This window comes from Desulforamulus profundi (assembly GCF_002607855.1).
In genome coordinates, this window is the sequence record NZ_AWQQ01000148.1 from 1 (window position 1) to 19741 (window position 19741).

Genomic DNA, 19741 nt, shown 5'->3' on the forward strand with positions numbered 1-19741 from the left:
CAGAGATCTTATTGCCTCTTTTTTCCATTTAAGCAATTGATTTGGATGAATCCCATACTCTGAAGCAATCTGGGATATGGTTTTCTCTTCCTTGAGAATTTCCAGTACAACCTTGGCTTTGAACTCCCCAGAATATGATTTTCTCACGGCAACGATCCACCTTAAATAAAGCTGTTTTTTTGTCTAGTTTTCTTTATCCATTATAGTGTCGGTAGGCAATAAATTATGCTAAACTGCAGGAAACCGGCAATAAATGGGAGGGGAATTCCCAACCAAAAGAGAGGTTGTTTGAAAACAACACACCAACCTCTCAATCTATAAATAGAAAGGGGATTGGTATGGAATCATTGGTGAATCCCAGGGAGAAAATTTATTTCTTTATCTTGGCTGCTATCAGTTTGTTAATTTACTTGTCTCTGATTATATCTATCGTTGGAATCCCTTACTTAGTGGCAGGATTAATTATTTCCCTGTTTGCACACGGAATATTTATAGGCCACCTAAGGGGAAACGGAATCCGTTTGTCAGAAAATCAGTTCCCGGAAGTTTATCGTCTTACTGCAGAGTATGCCAGGCGTATGGGCCTTGACCATGTTCCGGCCATTTACATTTTACAGGCCGGTGGTTTGTTAAATGCTTTTGCCACCAGATTTTTTGGCAGAGACTTTGTAGTGATTTACTCTGATGTGTTTGAGATAGCCTACGAGGAGGGAGAGCCCGCCCTTGCCTTTATCATATGTCATGAACTGGCACACATTAAACGAAAACATCTAACCTGGTCATGGTTACTTTCTCCGGCAATGTTAATTCCCTTTTTGGGTGCTGCCTATTCCAGGGCCTGTGAATACACCTGCGATCGATTTGGTGCTTACTTCAGACCTGATGGTGCTGTTTCCGGACTTTTAATTTTAGCTGCCGGGAAAAAGTTATACCGTAATGTTAATGCACAAGAGTTTAGAAACCAGGCAGATAATGAACGGGGTTTCTGGATCTGGTTCTCAGAGGTTTTATCAACCCACCCCAACCTCCCTAAGAGAATTAAAGCTTTAAATTTGTGAGATAGATAATCCTGGATCGTAAAGCCTGACTGTACGCGATGAAGACATACTCGAACCATTCCGTTTTAATTATCAAGATTATGTACGTTGTAGGCCTGCGTCCTGTATGCTGTCTTTTGTATCGAAAGGCCAGTTAAAAAACCAGCAAGAGGCGGTAATGGGTGTCAGGCACTAAACTTATTAACTTAATTCAGTAAATTATAACACCTCCCTCTATAATCTTTCATTTTCTTTAAATTGCTCCTGGTATAATTTGGCCGGGAGGTGTTTTTTGGGTAGAGATTTAAGGGTGGTTGATTTATTTCCCAGCCTATTCCATTTTGTTAACCCATACCCAACTTAGCACAACTACGCAAAGTTGCAATCTCTCATAGTGGAAGCTTGACATTACATATGACATCATATATAATGTCATTAAGGGGTGAGGCCATGACGAAGAAGGAAAAACTGATAGAGAGAATAAAGACAGCTAAAGTTGTGGACTTTGAGGATGTAGACCTACTGCTAAAACAACTAGGTTTCTCGCGTAGGGTTGAAGGCAGTCATCATACTTATGTTAATGCACCATATGTAATAGTTATAGCCGTTCATGGTAAACAGTTAAAACGAGTGTATTTGAAAAATGTTCAGGATTTACTAAGCAGATGGGGTATTAACCCCTTCTGCCGGATGATAAGGAGGATGTAAATGGCTCAAGACTTAGATTTCTATTTAAACCTTGATTACCCCTTCACCGTCAGGCCAGACATTGATGACGGTGGCTATATTGTAGAGTTTCAAGATTTACAGTATTGTGTTGGTACCGGTGATACCGTAGAGGAAGCTATAAAAGATGCCATGATTGCAAAAGAACAATGGATTAAGGCAGCCCATGAAAATGGGATAACGATTCCTCTACCTTCTATTCAAGAGGACAAAGATGAATACAGTGGCCGCGTTACCCTCAGAATCCCCAAGAGCCTGCACAAGCTGGTCATTGAAACCGCCAAAAAAGAAGGGGTCAGCGCCAATCAGTTTTTGTCTCACCTGATTAGTATGGGTGTTGGCAAGAAATCTGTTTAAAAAATAAGCCAGGATGGGGTTTCCCGCCCTGGCTTATTTTTTCATCCTTCTTTTCTGATGTTATTTTGGCGATGTCCTTAGCAGCCCGATCTAAGTCGACCTTATCTTTGTTACAGTCTTTTTTAGGACTATTGTAGATAATTCCAAGCATTAATTATCACCTCTGGCAATTGTTAACCAAACGGAGTTTAAGTAAACCTAAACAGAGGTGATAGTATGGCATTTACCGGCACTAAACTAGATTTGCCTACTGATGTAGACGAAACATTAGAAGAAATATTTCAAAGGGCTAAGAAACTAAATCCGTCTCTCACAAAGCAATTGTTTTTAAGCGGTATTATTACTATGTGGCTGGGTCCTTACCTTTAGACCGGGGTGCAATCAATCCACAAGGATAAGGTGCGGCTAAGGAATAACCTAAAGGAGGCCATTACTATCCGGGAAAACTCAGGCCCAGGTGGCTAAAGAAATTGGAATAAGCAAATCCTACCTTACCCAAGTAGCAAAGGGTGAATATGACCCCTCTATCCTTTAGGATAGCGCAAACATTACTGTTAATCGGCTTATGCATATTGCTGCAGTCTATAACGGAGAAAATTAAAAATTATCATCGTGATGACAGGCCCCTTGTGGACATGAAAATACGTTCAACCTTTTTCCCAACCACTCCAAAATGTCCGGTTGGGGTAAGTTTTTTCTTTCATGAAGTAGGACGTATGTGTGTTAATGATTTGAAAGTTGAAATGCCGGGAAAAACGCATCGTTTAGTTAAATGGCTTATTTATAGTGCCTTATTTATTTAATGCATTTTGATGAAGAATTTCGATGAATTGATTTACATTTCTTGGAGCGGTCCTGTTTTGGGGAAGATAACCGTTAAGCTGTAGTTCCTTAAATATTTTCAGCAATAATGGTTTCTCCAGGGAGGTATTTTGTATTAAATGTTCATTATTGAATATTTCCTCCGGTGGGCCCGCTTTAATAATCCCACCATCCTTCATCACCAGTATCGTGTCGGCCCATTCGTATGCCTTGTCCACATCATGGGTAGCCATGACAATAGAGACTCCTCTTTGATTGATGTCGTTTAAAAGATCCAGGATGCGATGAGTGTACTTTGGGTCAAGGGAGGCAGTGGGTTCATCGAAAATGATCATATCCGGGTTTATGGCCAGAATGTCTGCGATGGAAATCAGTTTTTTTTGACCATAGCTCAGAAAATGGGTAGGCCGATCTTTTAAACAGGTTGTATCGGTATCCTTCAATGCTCTTATGACCCTGTTTTCCACATCTTCATTGGTCAAACCTAAATTCATAGGGCCAAAGGACACTTCTTGCCAAACACTGGCGGAAAACAACTGGATTTCCGGGTCTTGAAAAACATATCCCACCTTATTACGTAAGTTTATCAATGATGCACGGTCATATTTTAACTCTTGACCGTTAAAAATGATTTTCCCTTTAACAGGTTTCAAAATGCCGATTAAATGCAGCAAAAAAGTTGATTTGCCCGCTCCATTGGCGCCTAAAAGGGCGATTTTTTTATTTCTTTCAATGGAGACTGACAGACCCTGCAGGGCAGCGGTACCATCAGGATAGTCAAAATGAAGATCCTGCGTTTCAAAAATATATCGAGACATTAAAGGCTTCCTCCGTTTAAATAATCCACTAAAATTAAAGACAGTTCCGTAATGGCAATTAATAATAAGTTTCTTTTGGATAATTGATACCTCTGCTCCAACACCTTGATTGTGCCATTATATCCTCTCGCTTCTAAAGCCATATATAAATTTAGGGATCGTTGATGAGATCGGATAAGAAGACTGGAGGCCAATAGTCCCATTGACCGGTAACTGTTTTTTATACTGCTATATCCCTGTCTCGCAGACTGAGAAGAATATATTCTTTCAGCCATTTCCAGTAAAATAAACAAGTATCGGTAGATCAGAGACATTAACTCCAGGAACAGTTCGGGGATTTTAAGTTTCCTTAATATCGAGATTATCTCTACTAAAGGTGTGGTAAGAGATAAAAAATATAAACAAGATACAGTGGCTATTGACCTTAGAAAAAGTTTGGCGCAGGCGAGGAGGCTTTCCATCGTAATACCGAAGCTCAGATTTGCATATTGCCAGCTCCACAATGCATGATCCGGGTTATGGACTACATTGATTGCAACGGTTATGGTTCCTGCCATGAGAAAGAACAGAGGGATTGATAAAAGTTTTATGTAAAAACAAAGGGGGATGTTGCCTTTCCATACAGTAACCCCCGCCATCAGAAACAAAACAATTCCTGATACTGACAGGGAGTTTAAGGCCAGACAAGTCATCATGGTGGCTACAGCAAATAAAAACTTTTCCCCCGGATGCACCCCCCGCAGGGGATTACAGTAGGCGTATTTTTCTATTTGCAGCATTTATTGTTTCTCAGCCTCTCTCTTCCCCCGTGCAAATCCAATGTAATAACCGATAAAACCTGCACCGACGGCAGCCTGCAAAACGAACAACAAGCTTTCAATTTCTTTGCCGGGAGGCTCCCATAAGGAAGAGAACCAGGGTTGATAACCGGCGTTTAGCTCGCCGATGACCTTTTTAGCCTGGTCATCGGTTCCGGTAAATTCGGCTCCTTGCAATACAAACAGAGGAGCCGCAGTCAGTATGATCACCACTGTCAACAAGAACAAATTAAGGATAGGTTTTTTAAGGAAAGAATGTTTTTTATACATGCGTGTGCTCCTTTGGCAACAGGGATAATTCTCTAAGTTCATTGCTGCTGTAAACAGTCAACTGGTTAAAAATAAATACCGTAAGAATCCCCTCGCTGATTGCCAGGGGCACTTGGGTTAAAACAAAAACTCCCAGAAATTTTGTTAAAGAAAAGATTACACCTCCCGTCTCGGATGGAAAGGCTAAAGCCAGTTGGAAGGAGGTGGTTACGTAAGTAGACAGGTTTCCCAATGAAGCCGCCAAAAATAATGCTAACCAGCGGGGTCTGCCAGTGTTTTTCAACAGGTGAAAAACACCATAGGATACCAATGGCCCAACCACGCCCATCGAAAAAGTGTTAGCACCAAGGGTGGTAATCCCTCCGTGGGCCAACAATAAGGCCTGGAATAGCAGTACAATACAACCGATCACGCTCATTGTGGTGGGGCCGAACAAGATGGCTCCCAGTCCTACCCCGGTAGGGTGAGAGCAGCTTCCAGTCACGGAGGGGATTTTCAGAGCGGATAGAACAAATACAAAAGCCCCGGCCAGTCCCAGCAGCATCTTTAATTTTGGTTCATGAATCACAGTTTTTTGAATGTTAAAAAAACCCCTTATCAAAAATGGTACTGCCAGTGCTGTCCACAGAATACTCCAAATTGCCGGCAAAAAGCCCTCCATGATGTGCATGGCATAAGCGATATTAGGTACTACCAGAAAAATACCTAAAAGAATAAAAACAAAATGTTTCCTACTTCCTAGCAAAACCATCACTTCCTTCAGAATTCGTTCCCCATATCGCAAAAATAAAAACCTCTTCACTGCCTTCAATAAAATACAAGAAGCCTTAACCGCGAAGAGTTAAGGCTAAATGGTCATAAGAAAGGCATAAAGACCACTGCTTAACTGCTTACCTCTTCTCGGGAGGTGGTCAGTTAAGTGTTAGGCAAGTATCCTGACTTAGGCTATTAGCGCTGGTTTCTACCTTCCCGGAACCTCTCCAGTGGTATTTCAGAAACCAACTCGCCATTCACAGTGGCCGGACCGTTCGAGAATCACACTCGATTCCTTTTTAAACCCCCAACGGGGTACCTAGCACTTGTAATTATTTTTTTGTATACGGGATCAGTGCAATTATATCATAAATTTGGAAAATGATCTTAAAAAACATTTATCATGAATTAACCTGTTACCACTAAAACAGGTGATGGAACCCTGGGCAATATTAGTGAAACTAAAACAGCCACTACTGTAGCCCCAATCACAGAACCGACAGTCGCACTGCGCCAGCCGCTTTTGAAAGCCACGTAAAGATTTTTTTAAGGAAATAGAGCAGGAAATGAATAATAAGCAGCATCCGGGTGGGGCAAGAAGAGAATATTTCTTTAGAAGCCTTAGCCCACTATTCATAAAGATTTTCTAACCCAATAACCTAAAAATGCCAGAATAACTCCTAAAATAGTACTAAGTAAAAGGTACGAAAGCGATACAAGAAACTTTCTGTTGCGAATCAACTCCATGGATTCCAGTTCAAACGTAGAAAAAGTCGTAAAGGAACCCATAAAGCCCGTTCCAACAAAAAAGAAAAGTAAAGGATTTACGTGTTTTGCAAAAAGAAACCCGAGAAGAAAAGAGCCTATTAGATTAACGGCAAAGGTTCCAAAGGGAAATGGCTTTTTATGTTTGGATTGGATAAAGTTTGACACCACAAACCTGCAGATGGCGCCCAGAAAACCACCGGCGGCAACAGCCCAGAATATATTCATTGTACGACCTCACTATGTTAATTCTCCTGCGTTGCTTCTCCCAGGGATTGCCTTTGATCTCCCTCTTTTTGCTCTTGCTGATAGAAAGTATAAGCCGTTTTAATCCCTAACCATGACAGGCCCAGCCCGCCAATTAAACTGACTGACACATAAATGATGGCTAAATCAAAGTTATTATTGATTATTAAATTAACGAGCTCCAATGAAAAAGCAGAGAAAGTTGTAAATGATCCTATGAAACCCGTATTGACGGCTAAAATGTATTTTCTTGGCAGGTTCCAGCTAAGCAGGCTTGCATAGGCGATAAAACTAAGTAAAAAACTTCCAATTAGATTCACACATAAGGTTCCAAAGGGAAACGACGAAAGTGTACTCTCATGGATTGAGGTACTCAGGTAACATCTTGCCAGCGCGCCAAATATTCCACCGATACCGACAAATAAATAATTCATTGACATCCCCTTACTTTACGATTACCACAGGACATTTGGCAAGCTGCACAACTTTATGACTAACACTGCCTAAAACTAATTCTTTAATATTACTCAACCCCCTGGCGCCCAGTACAATTTGATCATAATTACCTGACTCTGCTTTCTTTACAATCCTTTCCGCAATCTGACCTTGTTCTGTGACATAATCTACTTGAATAGTATCAATTAAGTTAAACATTTCCTCGTATTTACTAAAAATAGGACGGGTTCTCATTTCGGCCAACCTGTAATACTCATCCCTGTTGACCCCCAGGAAAGTAGCCATGTCCTGGGTGAAGGGTACCACAGACATGACGGTAACCTGTAACTGAATACCGAGACGGGCCAGTTTCACAATATAATCGCCGGCATGAAGGGAGTTTTTTGAACCGTCTGACGCCAACAAAACTTTCATCTATACCACATCCATATCCTTATAAAATTAATTGTTTTCACATTATCACTATCACAAAATCTTTGCAACTTGCAACTTACGGAAAACAACTATTGACAAAGAAATTTAATAATAAATGGCTGTTTTCGGCCAAGTTACTTGTGGGTAAAAAACCGGAAAATCCTGCCCAGATATACATGCACTGCCAAGACTATAAGCGAAGTATGCGCAAACATGGGCATTGTCTCCGGACAGTTTCTATGAAACGCCAATCCTCCATCATCCCTATTTACCGGTGGTACTGCCCGGAATATGGAAAAACAACTTAATTCTTCCAGAACTTCTTATCCCCTGAGCTCGATTTGCCACTACCGTACGGGAAGTTGCGGTTAAACGTAAAACGCAAGGCCAAAGTTTTGGTCGGATCGCACAAACTGTGTTTTATGCTGGGAGAGTTTTAAAAAACTTTCGATATTCTATTTCTTCTCAATGGTTGGGTATATAATAAGGTGAGACAAACAAGGTCTCACCTTAACTTTTTGGAGGGATACCAATTGAAAGAGTACAGGGTTTTATCTCCCACTGCCATACTGGGTTACGGTTTTCCCGAGGAGTCCTTTCGGGCAGGTCTGGAAAGGGAGCCGCACCTGATTGCCGTTGATGCGGGGTCCACCGACCCGGGACCCTATTACCTGGGGGCCGGGGTCTCCTTTACCGACCGGGCTGCAGTGAAGAGAGATTTAGAATTGATGATCGAAGCTGGCCTGCAGCGGAACATTCCTGTGGTGATCGGTACCGCCGGCGGCTGCGGCGCCGAAGCCCATCTTGAATGGAATAAGGAAATCATTATTGAATTGGCCCGGGAAAAGGGCTGGCAGTTCCCCCTGGGCATCATCCATGCCGAGTTGAGCAAAGAGCTGGTGCTGCAGGCCTTTTGGGAGAAAAAAATATCCCCTTTACATCCGGCCCCTAAACTGACGGAAGAAGAGATTAATAACGCAGGAAGAATTGTGGCCCAGATGGGTCCGGAACCTGTCATGGACGTTTTAGAGAAGGGGGCCAGGGTGGTACTGGCGGGCAGGTCCTACGACCCGGCGGTTTTTAGCGCTTCAGCTTTACTTGCGGGCTATGACAAAGGGCTGGCCATTCATATGGGGAAGATACTGGAATGCGGTGCTATTGCGGCCTCGCCGGGCAGTGGAAGCGATTGTTTACTGGGCACCCTGAGAGAGGGCAATTTTCTCGTTGAGCCCTTGAACCCGAACCGGCGCTGCACACCCACTTCGGTGGCGGCCCATACGCTGTATGAAAAGACCAATCCCTACATTCTGCCCGGTCCTGGAGGAACCTTGGACCTCAGGGAAACGACCTTTACGCAGGAAACGGCAACGGCCGTTAAGATTACCGGCAGCAAATTTGTTCCCAGCAAAACCTATGCGGTCAAGCTGGAAGGGGCCAAACGCGTGGGTTACCGTACGGTATCCGTTGCCGGGTGCCGGGACCCCATTATGATCTCGCAAATTGACCATATTGTGGAGGCCGTACGGGACAGGGTAAAGGACAATTTTAAACGCTATGGCTATGAATATTTCCTGCATTTCACTATCTACGGCAAGAATGGTGTCATGGGCAAACTTGAGCCCGAACCGTCCATACGTTCCCATGAGCTGGGCATTGTTATCGAAGCGGTGGCGGAAACCCAGGACATTGCCAACACCATTTGCAGCTTTGCACGCTCCACCATGCTGCATTATGGTTACCCGGGACGGGTGGCCACGGCGGGGAATTTGGCATTTCCTTACTCACCTTCGGACTTTAAAGCAGGCGCCGTCTACAATTTTAACATTTATCATCTGCTGGAAGTTGACAACCCGTTAGCCCTGTTTCCGTCAGAAATCATACCGGTAGGGGAGGAGAGTTAAATGCCTGTTATAAAATTGCCGGAAATCGCTTCTGTAATCAGAAGTAAGAACTCCGGTCCTTACGAATTAACCCTTGATATCATTTTTAAGGATCAAAAATCCTTTGAGGCTGCCTGTCGTTCTCAAATCGTTAACCAAAGCACTATTGCAAAACTCTATGGCATTCAGGAAGATGAGGTGATTGGCATTGTAGAGTTTTCCCCCGCCTATGCCATTAAAGCCACTATTATCCGGCCATATCCTTCCGGTGCCCTGGGGGAAACCGATGTCTACGGGGCCCAGCAGCATGCCCCGTTGCTGGATTTGGAACTGGAAATGGACTAAAGGAGTATCTCTTTCGGCAAAATCTACAATATTTCGAGGTTTGTCCCAAAACCGGCAGATAATTAATAAAATCGTAAGAATTTACACCTATTTAGCTTATTTACAAATTTAGTTTATAGACTATATACTATATAATAAATACAAAAATATAAACGAGGGGAGATAAAGCTTTGTTTTGTAATGATGATCAACTATGTTTAACATAGGGGTTATTGCCGAACTTTTAAAGGTGCATCCAGAAACTCTGCGTATTTGGGAAAAGCATAGTCTGGTTGAGCCGTCACGCCGTAATAAGCAGCGTTTATATAGCAACAATGACGTAAAACGGCTTCAGTTTATTCATTTCCTGATTAATGAAAAAGGGCTGAACATTGCCGGTGTGCTTCAAATTATCAGCATGTATCCCTGCTGGAGCACCAAAAACTGCAGCGGTGGCGGAAACACTGCCAAAGGGGAACATGTGAATATAAACAAACCTTGCTGGAAAGGACAGGGTACATACTGCTTTGTTCTGGAAGACAAGGCAGACCACTGCAGCGCGTGCCTGCACTACAACAACGATTGTCAGGGCAAATAAGAAAAGGTCGCTTAAAGCGACCTTTTATATTTTTCTGATCAGTCCCACCACCTTGCCAAGGATTTTTACATCCCGCACATAAATAGGTGCCATGTGACTGTTTTCCGGCTGTAGCCGAATCCCGGTTTTTTCTTTATAAAATGTTTTAACCGTTGCCTCATCCTCCAGCAGGGCTGCGGCGATTTCGCCGTTATTGACAGATTCCTGCCTTCTTACCAGTACCAGGTCTCCCGGTAGAATGCCTGCTTCAATCATACTTTCTCCACGGACCGTCAGCATAAAGAATTCTCCGTACCCGGTAAAACTTCTGGGAAGGGTCACCCTGTCATCATAATTTTCCACCGCCAGCAGGGGAAGGCCGGCAGCCACCTCTCCCAGGACCGGGATGCTCACCAGTTCTTCCTGGTTAAACAGCTGAGTGTCTGCTGCATCCGAGGCAGCACCATCCCTGCCGTTGTCCAAACCAATCACTTCAATGGCCCGGGGCTTGGTTGGGTCCCTGCGTAAATAACCTTTTTGCTCCAGCCTTTTTAAGTAAGAGTGGACGGTAGAACTGGAGGACAAACCCACGGCCTCACCGATTTCGCGAACGGAGGGAGGATACCCCTTTGATTTTACATTTTCTATAATCACATTCAGGACAGCTTCTTCCCGGTGATTTAACATTGGGCGGTTCACAACCTTTCTTTACTCAAAAAGATAAACGTGATTTGGTATATTATAACATTGATTTGTATGCTGTGCAAAACATTTGTTCGCAAGAAATAATGAAATTTTTAGCAGGTTTTTGTAGCTGCCGGGCGAATAAAAGAAGGAGGCAGCAGCTTGTGTGATCGCCCGAAGGGGATTGGGATATAACTAAGAAAAAGTCCCGAGTTTTTTAGTAGATAAGTTTATCAAGAAAAAAGATGGATTTAGACAATTAAATAACTGGCAGCAGTGGTCTGCCGTTAAGAAAGCGATACTAAAAAATCTCAAAAAGAAGGGAGTGAACAGCCTGGTTTCCTGGCATGTTTACCGGAAAGAACTGTTAGGTGTAGGGTAACCACTATTCTCATAAGTTTGCGGTATGGCAGCAGTACACGCTGTGAAAGGCTGCTGTCATAAGTTAACTACCGAGGCAAGGGTAACACCCTTTCCGGGCAGGATGGTTGCCGTAAGGTAGACGGCGGAGAACCGAAAGGTGAACCACCCGGAATATGGACGAGAGTCCATAGCTAAGCAGTTGAATCCTGTGACACTGCCTCCCGTAAGTCGGCGGGAGAGAAAACTAAATAAATCTCATTTGTTTAGTTTTCAGAAACCAGGTTACCAGCCATTAAGACCATTGATTGTAGCGTCATTATTTCAGAAGTGGCCCGCCTGTGCCAGGAAGCAAACTACAAACTCGAAGAAGACGTAATAAACTCCTTTAAAAAATCCTGCGAAACCGAAGTTTCACAAAGCGGTAAGGAAATTCTTAATTTACTGGTGGAAAATGCCGGCATCGCCGCGGTCGAATCCATCCCCATGTGCCAGGATACCGGGTTTGCGGTGGTTTTTCTGGAACTGGGGCAGGACGTACATATCGTCAACGGCGATCTTTACGAGGCTGTGAATGAGGGTGTCAGGAAAGGCTATCAGGAAGGGTTTTTAAGAAAATCCATTGTCGGTCACCCGCTGGAAAGGGTCAATACCGGTGACAATACACCGGCAGTCATTCATACCAAAATTGTTCCCGGAGAGCATTTGAAGATTACCGTGGCGCCCAAAGGCGGGGGCAGTGAAAATATGAGCGCCTGAAGATGCTGAAACCCGCCGAAGGAGTGGAAGGTGTCAAGAATTTTATTTTGGATACCGTTAAGAACGCCGGACCCAACCCCTGTCCTCCTCTAATCATTGGCGTAGGAATTGGCGGTACCATGGAAAAGTGCGCCCAGCTGGCCAAGGAAGCCTTGTTACGACCGGTGGGAGAACCGCACCCGCTGCCGGACATTGCCCGGCTGGAAGAAGAATTGTTGGAGAAGATAAACAAACTGGGTATCGGTCCTTCCGGCCTGGGCGGCAGAACAACCGCTCTGGCTGTTCATATCGAAATTTTTGGTGCCCATATTGCCTGTCTGCCGGTGGCGGTAAACATTAACTGTCATGCTGCCCGTCATAAATCTGTTGTCATATAGGAGGATTTAACGTGACCCAAGTTCGTTTAACCACACCGCTTACCGATGAAACAGTGGCCAATCTCCGTATTGGTCAACAGGTTTTGATAAACGGGGTTATTTATACCGGTCGTGATGCGGCTCATAAAAGGTTGGTTGAATTGCTGGATCAAGGAAAAGAGCTGCCGGTGGACCTTCAGGGACAAATTATTTACTATGTCGGACCTTCCCCGGCGCCTCCGGGCCGGGTGATCGGCTCAGCAGGTCCTACCACTGCAGGTCGTATGGATGCGTATGCCCCCAGACTCATTGAAATCGGCCTCAAGGGCATGATCGGCAAAGGCGCCAGGTCCGAAGCGGTGATCGAGGCCATGAAGAAGCACGGCGCGGTTTATTTTGCTGCCATTGGTGGCGCAGCAGCGCTGATCTCCAAATGCATTGAACAGGCAGAGGTTGTAGCCTATCCGGATTTAGGAGCGGAAGCCATTCATAAATTTGTGGTTAAGGATTTTCCGGCTATTGTGGTAAATGATGCCTGTGGCGGCGACCTTTATCAAGAGGGAAGAAAAATCTATGCGGAGGAGTAATCTTTGCCCCAGGGTTACTCTTACCGTAAAGAATCCGGTTGATTGATTGTTGAACAGGTAAAGGCTTCTGCGGCAGGGTAAAATGTAGGTTTATAGTTTCTGCTAATTAACTTGAGTCTTTTCTTAAATGATTATTGTATACAGTATACAAAAAGAAACGGAGGAATTGTTATGGGTTTACCTGTACGTGATTTGAAAGGGGATAGATTGATGGAGAAGCTTAAATTATGATATAATTTTCCTTGTATCATTATGGAGGGGTTCTGATGTCGCAAGTGAGCACGGTACAGTCCGAAAATAACGGATTAGCCAACTATCATTTCTTTGTTCGGAAACTTCACTCTTTTCTTGGCCTATTTCCTATCAGTTTGTTTCTCATGAATCATTTATTCGTGAATTCACTTGCGGCCCTTAGCCCGTCGTTGTATGACACCGCCGTGAGCCGTCTGCAAAACATCCCTTATTTGGATGTCGTTGAAATTTTATTGATTGCATTGCCCCTTGCCATTCATGCCCTGTACGGTCTATATATTGTTTATGTTGCCAAAAACAACCTTTCCCGCTACTCATACACCGGGAACTGGATGTTTTACCTACAGAGGGTTACGGCGTTGATTACTTTTGTTTTTGTCATCGTGCACGTTTGGCAGCTGCGAGTTGCTCATTCTTTGTATGGCCTGGAAATCACTTATGCCACAATGCAAAGCCTGCTGGTAAACCCCTTGTGGTTGACCTTTTATGCTATCAGTTTGGTGGCTGCTGCCTTCCATTTTGCCAACGGTCTGTGGAACTTCTCCGTGAGTTGGGGCATTATGGTAGGGGAGCAGGCGCAAAAGGTTGTCTGGAAACTATGCATGGTTTTGTTTTTCATCGCTTCTGCAGTTGGTTTGGCGGCAATTTGGGCCTTTATCCAGTAATCCGGGAGGTTTAAAATATGCAAGGCAATATTATCGTTGTCGGCGGAGGTCTGGCAGGTCTGATGGCAACCATAAAGGCTGCGGAAATGGGCGTCAATGTCCGGCTCTTTTCCCTGGTGCCGGTCAAAAGATCCCACTCGGTCTGTGCCCAGGGGGGGATTAACGGGGCCGTCAACACCAAGGGCGAGGGTGACTCACCGCTGATCCATTTTGATGACACCGTCTACGGCGGGGACTTTCTGGCCAACCAGCGCCAGGTGCTGGACATGTGCCAGGCGGCCCCGGCTATTATTAACCTAATGGACCGGATGGGAGTTATGTTTAACCGAACTCCCGAGGGACTGCTGGATTTCCGCCGCTTTGGCGGCAGCAAGCACCACCGGACCGCCTTTGCCGGGGCGACCACCGGGCAACAATTGCTCTATGCTCTGGATGAACAGGTGCGCCGCTGGGAGGTGGCCGGCTTGGTGGAGAAACACGAGGGCTGGGATTTATTGTCGGTGGTCCTTGATGATCATCATATTTGTCGCGGCATTGTGGCCCAGGACTTAAAGTCCATGGAAATCCGGTCCTTTGCCGCCGAGGCGGTCATCCTGGCCACCGGAGGCTGCGGTATGATCTTTGGCAAGAGCACCAATTCCACCATTAACACCGGTGCCGCAGCAGGTGCAGTCTACCAGCAGGGCGTCTATTATGCCAACGGGGAAATGATTCAAATCCACCCCACCGCCATTCCCGGGGATGACAAGCTCCGGCTTATGAGCGAGTCGGCCAGGGGGAAGGGGGCCGGGTTTGGACCTACAAGGACGGCAAACCCTGGTATTTCCTGGAGGAGTGGTACCCAGCCTACGGCAACCTGGTTCCCAGGGATATCGCCACCCGGGCCATTTACAAGGTTTGTTACGAACTGAAACTGGGCATTGACGGCCAGAATATGGTGTACCTGGACGTCTCTCATATCGACAGAAACATCCTAGACAAAAAGCTGGCAGGCATTCTGGAGATCTACGAACGATTTGTGGGAGATGACCCGCGGAAAGTCCCCATGCGGATCTTCCCGGCGGTTCACTACTCCATGGGCGGCCTGTGGGTGGATTATGCGCAAATGACCAACATCCCCGGCCTGTTTGCCTGCGGGGAGTGCGAGTACCAGTACCACGGGGCCAACCGCCTGGGCGCCAACTCCCTCTTGTCGGCCATTTACGGCGGTATGATCACCGGACCCAATGCCGTGAACTATAGCAAGTCGTTAAATAAGAGTTCTCAGGATTTGCCTCAATCGGTTTTTGAACGGGAAGTCAAGCGTCAGCAATCCTTTATGGATAAGATCTATCAAATGGATGGCAGCGAAAACATCTATAAACTGCACGAAGAGTTAGGAAGCTGGATGACCGAAAATGTCACGGTGGTCCGTTACAACAAAAAACTTCAGGAAACCGATGTCAAAATTCAAGAACTCATCCAGAGATGGCACAGGATTAAGCGGGCCGATCAAGGCGCCTGGGCCAACCAGGAAGCTGCCTTTACCCGCCACCTGTGGCACATGCTGCAACTGGCCAGGGTGATCACCCTGGGAGCCCTGGCCCGGGATGAGAGTAGGGGAGCTCACTATAAGCCGGATTTTCCCGAGAGACGATGCCAACTGGTTAAAGACGACCAAAGCCAGGTTTACTCCCGAACGTCCTGAATTAAGCTATGAAGAAGTGGACATATCCTTACTTACACCTCGTCCCCGGCGCTATGATGTTGATAAGGAGGCGGTGGGCAAGTGAGCAATCGGTATGTATCCTTAAAAATTAAACGGCAGACGGACCCTCACAAGCCCGCCTGTTGGGAAGAGTTTAAGATTCCCTATAAGGATAAGATGAACATAATTTCTCTCTTGATGGAGATCCAAAAGAACCCTGTCAATGCCAATGGGGAGCCCACCACTCCGGTGGCCTGGGAATGCAACTGCCTGGAGGAAGTATGCGGCGCCTGCACCATGGTGATTAACGGTAAGGCCCGGCAGGCCTGCTCCGCCCTGGTGGATCAACTGGCGCAGCCCATTGTGCTAGAACCGCTGAGCAAGTTTCCGGTGGTCCGGGATTTAATGGTGGACAGGACGGTCATGTTTGAGAACTTAAAGAAAGTAAAAGCCTGGATTCCCATTGACGGCACCTATGACCTGGGGCCCGGTCCCCGCATGGCCCAAAGGGTTCAGGAAGAATCCTACCCCATCTCCCGCTGCATGACCTGCGGCTGCTGTATGGAAGCATGTCCCAACGTCAATAATAGAAATAAGTTCATGGGGCCGGCGCCCCTGGCCCAGGTGAAACTGTTTAATTCACACCCCACCGGGGCCATGAACCGGGAAGAGCGACTGGATGCCATTATGGAAGTGGGAGGCATCACCGACTGCGGCAACGCGCAAAACTGCATCAAGGTATGTCCCAAACAAATTCCCCTGACCAAATCCATCGCCCAATTAAACAGAGACACCACCCTGCATGGGATCAAAAGATGGTTAGGCCGGTAAAACCGGCAACCTTATACCGTAAATATCACTGCACTGTTATGTGATAATTAATCAATATGGGAGGAAACCGTATCATGAAAAGAAAGAAAATTACCATTGTCGGGGCAGGAAACGTGGGAGCCACCTGTGCCCACTGGGCTGCCGCCAAGGAATTGGGGGATATTGTACTGATCGATGTGGCAGAGGGCATTCCCCAGGGAAAAGCTCTGGACCTGATGGAAGCAGCGCCGGTGGAGGGGTATGACAGCATTATCATCGGCACCAACGATTATGCCGACACCGCAGATTCGGATGTGGTGGTCATCACTGCGGGCATGGCACGCAAGCCGGGCATGAGCCGGGATGATCTCTTAAATATTAACGCAGGCATCGTGCGTAACGTAACCGAGCAGATTGTAAAATATTCCCCCGATGCCTACATACTGGTGGTTACCAATCCGGTGGACGTCAGCGCCTATATCGCCTATAAGGCCAGCGGTCTTACCCCCAACCGGGTATTTGGCCTGTCAGGGGTGCTGGATTCCGCCCGTTTCCGCACCTTTATCGCCAGGGAACTTAATGTTTCCTTTGAAGATGTGACTTCCTTCGTGCTGGGGGGGCACGGCGACGACATGGTGCCCATGGTCCGCTACACCTATGTGGGCGGCATCCCGGTAGAAAAGCTTATTCCCGCAGACCGTTTGGAGCCATGGTGGACCGGGCCAGAAAGGGTGGCGCCGAAATCGTCAACTACCTGAAGACCGGTAGCGCCTACTATGCGCCCAGCGCTTCCGTCATGCAGATGGCCGAGTGCATCTTAAAGGATAAAAAGCGCATATTACCCGTCTCTGCCTACCTGCAGGGTGAATATGGCGAATCGGACGTGTTTGCCGGCGTCCCTGCCATCATCGGAGGCAACGGGGTAGAAAAGGTCATTGAACTGGATTTAAATGATGAAGAGATGGCTGCCCTTAAGGCATCCATTCACTCCGTACGAAACAATATTGCCAAGCTGGGATAAAAGTTTATGTTTTTACCCTAAAAATAGTTAGGCCAGTCCTAACTATTTTTTCTTTTAACCTATTCTTAACTATGCATTCAGTAAACTTTAACAAATCCTCTATACAATTTAGGTAATATTAAAAACAGAGTAGGGGATTTTAATTGGCAAAGATACTTGTGGTAGACGATGAAACCAATATCTTGGAATTGATAAAGTTTAACCTGGAAAAGGACGGGCACCAGGTGATTACAACCACCAGCGGCGAAGAAGGATTGCGTTTGGCCAAGATAGAACAGCCGGACTTAATCATTCTGGACGTCATGCTGCCGGAACCCGATGGTTTGGAGGTGTGCAGAAGGCTGCGCAGTGACCAGGCCACTTCCATGGTGCCGGTGCTGATGGTCTCCGCCCGGGGCGATACCCTGGACAGGGTGATGGGTCTGGAAATGGGGGCGGACGACTATATCCCAAAGCCCTTCAGCCCCAGGGAACTGTCGGCCAGGGTGAAAGCGGCCCTGCGCCGGACCAAACATAAAAAACCTGCCCTGATGACCAGCCGGGAGCTGAAGTCCGGCGGCATTGTCCTGGATATTGAAAAGTTTCAAGTTCAGGTGGCGGGGGAATTTGTCAGCTTTACCCCCAAGGAATTTAAGCTGCTAAAAATCTTGATGTCTCACCCGGGCAAAGTCTTTACCCGGGAGCAGCTGCTGGACAGGGTCTGGGGATTTGACTTTAATGTGGATACCAGAACGGTGGATGTTCATGTCCGGTATGTGCGGCAAAAAATCGAACCGGATCCGGCCAATCCCACGTATATTAAAACTGTGCGCGGGGTGGGATATAAATTTTCTGAGAATGTCAGCAGTTAGCCCGATAGAAATATGCTTGTGGAGAAATCCACAGGCTTTTTATTTGCTCAAGACTGTGGCGGTGATGAATAAATACGCAAAAGATGTCGATAATCTCTAAATACCTGTTATAATATAGAAAGACAGATTGTACCAGAAGCCTAGGAGAGTTCGGCATGCATCAATACAAAACTTCTTCATTTTTAAAAACCATACCGGGCATCCTTTTAATGTTCTCCATTGCCGTTTTTACCATGGGGGGAGAGGATATCGGAATTCCCTGGCCCGGTTTAGAGGCTTATTTTCGAGCAAACCCAATCACCCAAAATATTTTGATTGATATTTTCCGCCTCAACTACATCCTGTTGTCCATCCTGATCGGTATGTTGATCGGAAATCTATTCCGGCTGCCCGATTGGGTTTTAGCGGGTGTTTCCACATCCCGGCTGTTTATCAAACTGGGGGTTATTCTCCTGGGGTCATTGTATAGTTTTGTTGATGTCGCCCAGTTGGGACTCACGGCCATCGTATTAGTTCTAACGTTTGTTGTAATGACGCTGGTTTTTACCCTGTGGCTGGGAAAAAGGGCCGGCATGGAACCGGCTTCTGCAGCGGTGCTGGCGGCAGGCACTGCGGTGTGCGGGGTTTCCGCCATTGTTGCCACAGCGCCGGCTGTCAGAGCCCGGACAACCGACGTGGTATTCTCCATCGCCACCATCCTTTCCTTTGGCGTGGTTTCCATTTTTCTGTTCCCTCTGATCGGCAACCTTTTGAACCTGAGCCCCCACCAGTTTGGCGTGTGGTCGGGAACAGGGATCCTCAGTTCGGGACAAGTCCTGGCGGTTTGTCTTATCTTTGACCCCGGGACGGCCAACCACGCCTCGGTCAGTTTGAAAACCGGTGAGATTTATAATTTGGCCAGGGTGCTGTTCCTGCCCTTTGTGGTACTGGCGCTGGCCGCCCTTACCAGCCGTTCTGCCCGGCTGCCGGACGATCATATCAATATTCACACCGGCTTATGGAGTAAGTTTCCTGTCTTTGTCATTGGCTTTTTAATCATGGTTTTTCTTACTTCTTTCGGGTTGCTGGGACAGACCTCACCTCCTTCACCGGAGCTGATCACCATACGTAAATTATACAATTGGTTTTTTGCCATCGGTTTAACAGGGCTTGGCATGCAAATCTCTTTTTCTGAGCTGCGTAAAGCAGGAGGCAAGCCTTTAATGGTGGGTTCGGCCGCCGCATTGTTTAAAGCGGTGCTGGCACTGATTGTGGTACTCCTTTTTATTCCAGAAAAACCTTAATATGTCGGGGTGATAATATGCCAAGACAAAGGAAATCCAGCCAACCGGATGATTATGAACACAGGATGTATACGCCCTTTGCCACGGAAAGAATGGAAGATTACGTCGCCCTTTCACTGGCGCTGTTGATCGTGATCATGGTTTTAATTATTCACCAGTAAAA

Annotated in this window: 21 protein-coding genes, 5 pseudogenes and 1 riboswitch; of the genes and pseudogenes, 17 read left to right on the top strand and 9 right to left on the bottom strand. The window is 46.2% G+C overall.

Annotation, left to right across the window (positions count from 1 at the left end):
* Positions 1-147, bottom strand: a 147-nt coding sequence (locus P378_RS18040; RefSeq protein WP_143338557.1) for a transposase, incomplete at its 3' end; no start/stop codon positions are given.
* A 137-nt stretch (positions 148-284) separates the two neighbouring features.
* Between P378_RS18040 and P378_RS18045 the strand changes: the two genes are divergently transcribed.
* The 5 genes and pseudogenes from P378_RS18045 to P378_RS24400 form a co-directional block, all read left to right on the top strand.
* The gene (locus P378_RS18045; protein WP_238473406.1) at positions 285-1058 is read left to right on the top strand and encodes a M48 family metallopeptidase; all 774 of its coding nucleotides are present in this window, start codon (positions 285-287) and stop codon (positions 1056-1058) included.
* 429 nt (positions 1059-1487) lie between these two features.
* The gene (locus tag P378_RS18050; protein ID WP_099084174.1) at positions 1488-1745 is read left to right on the top strand and encodes a type II toxin-antitoxin system HicA family toxin; all 258 of its coding nucleotides are present in this window, start codon (positions 1488-1490) and stop codon (positions 1743-1745) included.
* A complete protein-coding gene (locus P378_RS18055) occupies positions 1746-2120 on the top strand; it encodes a toxin-antitoxin system HicB family antitoxin (RefSeq protein ID WP_099084175.1) in 375 nt (124 codons plus the stop codon).
* 216 nt (positions 2121-2336) lie between these two features.
* Positions 2337-2489, top strand: coding sequence for a hypothetical protein (locus P378_RS19885; RefSeq protein WP_180261177.1), 153 nt, complete (start codon positions 2337-2339; stop codon positions 2487-2489).
* A gap of 79 nt (positions 2490-2568) precedes the next feature.
* Positions 2569-2655: pseudogene (locus P378_RS24400) on the top strand (helix-turn-helix domain-containing protein); the annotation flags it as partial.
* 256 nt (positions 2656-2911) lie between these two features.
* On the opposite strand, the gene P378_RS18070 reads toward P378_RS24400, so the two are convergent.
* The 7 genes from P378_RS18070 to P378_RS18100 all read right to left on the bottom strand — a co-directional run bounded on the left by P378_RS18070 (position 2912) and on the right by P378_RS18100 (position 7482).
* Positions 2912-3760: an energy-coupling factor ABC transporter ATP-binding protein gene (locus P378_RS18070; protein ID WP_099084177.1), complete on the bottom strand. Its 849-nt coding sequence runs from the start codon at positions 3758-3760 to the stop codon at positions 2912-2914.
* Entirely contained in the window at positions 3760-4539 is a 780-nt protein-coding gene (cbiQ, locus tag P378_RS18075) for a cobalt ECF transporter T component CbiQ (RefSeq protein ID WP_099084178.1), read from the bottom strand. Before cbiQ ends, P378_RS18070 begins: the two co-directional genes overlap by 1 nt.
* Positions 4540-4848: an energy-coupling factor ABC transporter substrate-binding protein gene (locus tag P378_RS18080; protein ID WP_099084179.1), complete on the bottom strand. Its 309-nt coding sequence runs from the start codon at positions 4846-4848 to the stop codon at positions 4540-4542. It abuts the gene before it with no gap.
* Positions 4841-5632 (bottom strand): energy-coupling factor ABC transporter permease, encoded by a 792-nt coding sequence (locus P378_RS18085; protein WP_476588340.1) that lies wholly within the window; start codon positions 5630-5632, stop codon positions 4841-4843. Before P378_RS18085 ends, P378_RS18080 begins: the two co-directional genes overlap by 8 nt.
* 124 nt (positions 5633-5756) lie before the next feature.
* A riboswitch (cobalamin riboswitch) is annotated at positions 5757-5939 on the bottom strand.
* Positions 5940-6234: 295 nt separating this feature from the next.
* Positions 6235-6594, bottom strand: a complete 360-nt coding sequence (gene crcB / locus P378_RS18090; protein WP_099084180.1) for a fluoride efflux transporter CrcB — start codon at positions 6592-6594, stop codon at positions 6235-6237.
* 17 nt (positions 6595-6611) lie between these two features.
* Complete coding sequence (crcB, locus tag P378_RS18095; protein ID WP_099084181.1) at positions 6612-7046, bottom strand: fluoride efflux transporter CrcB; 435 nt, start codon at positions 7044-7046, stop codon at positions 6612-6614.
* Between the two features lie 10 nt (positions 7047-7056).
* The gene (locus tag P378_RS18100; protein WP_099084182.1) at positions 7057-7482 is read right to left on the bottom strand and encodes a universal stress protein; all 426 of its coding nucleotides are present in this window, start codon (positions 7480-7482) and stop codon (positions 7057-7059) included.
* A 533-nt stretch (positions 7483-8015) separates the two neighbouring features.
* Between P378_RS18100 and P378_RS18105 the strand changes: the two genes are divergently transcribed.
* The 3 genes and pseudogenes from P378_RS18105 (at position 8016) to P378_RS18115 (ending at position 10284) form a co-directional block, all read left to right on the top strand.
* On the top strand, positions 8016-9383 hold the full coding sequence (locus tag P378_RS18105; protein WP_099084183.1) for an acyclic terpene utilization AtuA family protein: 1368 nt from the start codon (positions 8016-8018) through the stop codon (positions 9381-9383).
* Complete coding sequence (locus P378_RS18110; RefSeq protein ID WP_099084184.1) at positions 9384-9707, top strand: DUF4387 domain-containing protein; 324 nt, start codon at positions 9384-9386, stop codon at positions 9705-9707.
* Positions 9708-9877: 170 nt separating this feature from the next.
* Positions 9878-10284, top strand: a pseudogene (locus P378_RS18115) (MerR family transcriptional regulator).
* A gap of 24 nt (positions 10285-10308) precedes the next feature.
* Here the strand turns inward: P378_RS18115 and lexA are convergent.
* Complete coding sequence (gene lexA / locus P378_RS18120; protein ID WP_099084186.1) at positions 10309-10950, bottom strand: transcriptional repressor LexA; 642 nt, start codon at positions 10948-10950, stop codon at positions 10309-10311.
* 651 nt (positions 10951-11601) lie between these two features.
* On the opposite strand from lexA, the pseudogene P378_RS18130 reads away from it, so the two are divergent.
* The 9 genes and pseudogenes from P378_RS18130 (at position 11602) to P378_RS19890 (ending at position 19739) form a co-directional block, all read left to right on the top strand.
* Positions 11602-12443, top strand: a pseudogene (locus tag P378_RS18130) (fumarate hydratase).
* Between the two features lie 11 nt (positions 12444-12454).
* Entirely contained in the window at positions 12455-13009 is a 555-nt protein-coding gene (locus tag P378_RS18135; protein ID WP_099084187.1) for a Fe-S-containing hydro-lyase, read from the top strand.
* Positions 13010-13275: 266 nt separating this feature from the next.
* Positions 13276-13926 carry a succinate dehydrogenase cytochrome b558 subunit gene (locus P378_RS18140; protein WP_099084188.1) on the top strand — a complete coding sequence of 217 codons (651 nt, stop codon included), beginning with the start codon at positions 13276-13278 and terminating at the stop codon, positions 13924-13926.
* Between the two features lie 17 nt (positions 13927-13943).
* Positions 13944-15698 (top strand): annotated as a pseudogene (gene sdhA, locus P378_RS18145) (succinate dehydrogenase flavoprotein subunit).
* Positions 15695-16444 carry a succinate dehydrogenase iron-sulfur subunit gene (gene sdhB / locus P378_RS18150; RefSeq protein ID WP_099084189.1) on the top strand — a complete coding sequence of 250 codons (750 nt, stop codon included), beginning with the start codon at positions 15695-15697 and terminating at the stop codon, positions 16442-16444. The pseudogene sdhA and the gene sdhB overlap by 4 nt, the downstream one beginning before the upstream one ends.
* 74 nt (positions 16445-16518) lie before the next feature.
* Positions 16519-17444 (top strand): annotated as a pseudogene (gene mdh / locus P378_RS18155) (malate dehydrogenase).
* Positions 17445-17587: 143 nt separating this feature from the next.
* A complete protein-coding gene (locus tag P378_RS18160) occupies positions 17588-18295 on the top strand; it encodes a winged helix-turn-helix domain-containing protein (RefSeq protein WP_099084190.1) in 708 nt (235 codons plus the stop codon).
* A gap of 155 nt (positions 18296-18450) precedes the next feature.
* Positions 18451-19578, top strand: coding sequence for a YeiH family protein (locus P378_RS18165; protein WP_099084191.1), 1128 nt, complete (start codon positions 18451-18453; stop codon positions 19576-19578).
* Positions 19579-19595: 17 nt separating this feature from the next.
* On the top strand, positions 19596-19739 hold the full coding sequence (locus P378_RS19890) for a hypothetical protein (RefSeq protein ID WP_180261178.1): 144 nt from the start codon (positions 19596-19598) through the stop codon (positions 19737-19739).
* Positions 19740-19741: the final 2 nt, after the last annotated feature.